This window comes from Necropsobacter rosorum, from assembly GCF_964241405.1.
GTDB classification, from domain to species: domain Bacteria; phylum Pseudomonadota; class Gammaproteobacteria; order Enterobacterales; family Pasteurellaceae; genus Necropsobacter; species Necropsobacter rosorum.
The window spans coordinates 1-1,550 of record NZ_CAXSXF010000009.1; the positions used below are offsets into that span (position 1 = coordinate 1).

A 1,550-nucleotide genomic window follows, 5' to 3' on the forward strand; every position below is an offset into this window, starting at 1 on the left:
TGGCTAGATCACCGGGTTTCGGGTCTATACCTTGCAACTCAACGCCCAGTTAAGACTCGGTTTCCCTTCGGCTCCCCTATTCGGTTAACCTCGCTACAAAATATAAGTCGCTGACCCATTATACAAAAGGTACGCAGTCACCTTACGGCTCCCACTGCTTGTACGTACACGGTTTCAGGTTCTATTTCACTCCCCTCACCGGGGTTCTTTTCGCCTTTCCTTCACAGTACTGCTTCACTATCGGTCAATCAGGAGTATTTAGCCTTGGAGGATGGGCCCCCCATATTCAGACAGGATTTCTCGTGTCCCGCCCTACTTCTCGTCAGCTTAGTACCACAACACATTTTTAAGATACGGGGCTATCACCCTGTCTCGCCAAACTTCCCAGCTTGTTCTCCTAAATGTGTCGCTATCACTGACAGGCTCTTTCGCTTTCGCTCGCCGCTACTCACAAAATCTCGGTTGATTTCTTTTCCTCGGGGTACTGAGATGTTTCAGTTCTCCCGGTTCGCCTCTTAAATCTATGAATTCAATTTAAGATAGTAGGTTCTTCACCTACTGGGTTGCCCCATTCGGATATCTTGGGTTATTCGCTTCTTATCAACTCACCCAAGCTTTTCGCAGATTTGCACGTCCTTCTTCGCCTCTGATTGCCAAGGCATCCACCGTGTACGCTTAGTCACTTAACCATACAACCTCAAAGGCTTTCACCCTCGGTTGTCGTTTAGTTTAACTAAACACTTAGCCGCCTTTTCCGGCTAAGATTTTTTCTCAGACTTTGACTCAAATAACAATATCATCCACCCGTACCTTCCGATACCTGATGACTGATCCCTGTTACCTGAGACTCAGTTTTCAGCTTGTTTCCAGATTGTTAAAGAACATATAAGACAATCGAAAATCATCTTTAAATGGCGTCCCCACGGGGATTCGAACCCCGGTTACCGCCGTGAAAGGGCGATGTCCTAGGCCTCTAGACGATGGGGACAACAGTTAAAGACAATTTCAGCCTCTTAACTTCACCAACACACTTCCCTACTATGACTGCCCGGCCTAGAAGACGGTCCGGAAAGTGCGGTCTTTTTTCTTGCTTTTTCTACAACCACCAGACAATCTGTGTGAACACTTGCTGTCGCTTATTTTCAGTGCAAGTCTAGATGATAACTCTGTTACCTATATCCTATAACCTGACACCTGTTCGGTAAGGAGGTGATCCAACCGCAGGTTCCCCTACGGTTACCTTGTTACGACTTCACCCCAGTCATGAATCATACCGTGGTAAACGCCCCCCAAAAGGTTAAGCTATCTACTTCTGGTACAACCCACTCCCATGGTGTGACGGGCGGTGTGTACAAGGCCCGGGAACGTATTCACCGCAACATTCTGATTTGCGATTACTAGCGATTCCGACTTCATGGCGTCGAGTTGCAGACGCCAATCCGGACTTAGATGCACTTTCTGAGATTCGCTCCGCCTTACAGCTTCGCCGCCCTCTGTATGCACCATTGTAGCACGTGTGTAGCCCTACTCGTAAGGGCCATGATGACTTG

Annotated in this window: 1 tRNA gene and 2 rRNA genes; all 3 read right to left on the reverse strand. The window is 48.0% G+C overall.

Annotated features, from left to right (window positions below):
* Positions 1 to 689: ribosomal RNA gene (locus ACESOH_RS11710) — 23S ribosomal RNA — on the reverse strand; the annotation flags it as partial.
* A gap of 223 nt (positions 690 to 912) precedes the next feature.
* Positions 913 to 988 (reverse strand) — tRNA-Glu (locus ACESOH_RS11715).
* Positions 989 to 1,202: 214 nt separating this feature from the next.
* Positions 1,203 to 1,550: ribosomal RNA gene (locus tag ACESOH_RS11720) — 16S ribosomal RNA — on the reverse strand; the annotation flags it as partial.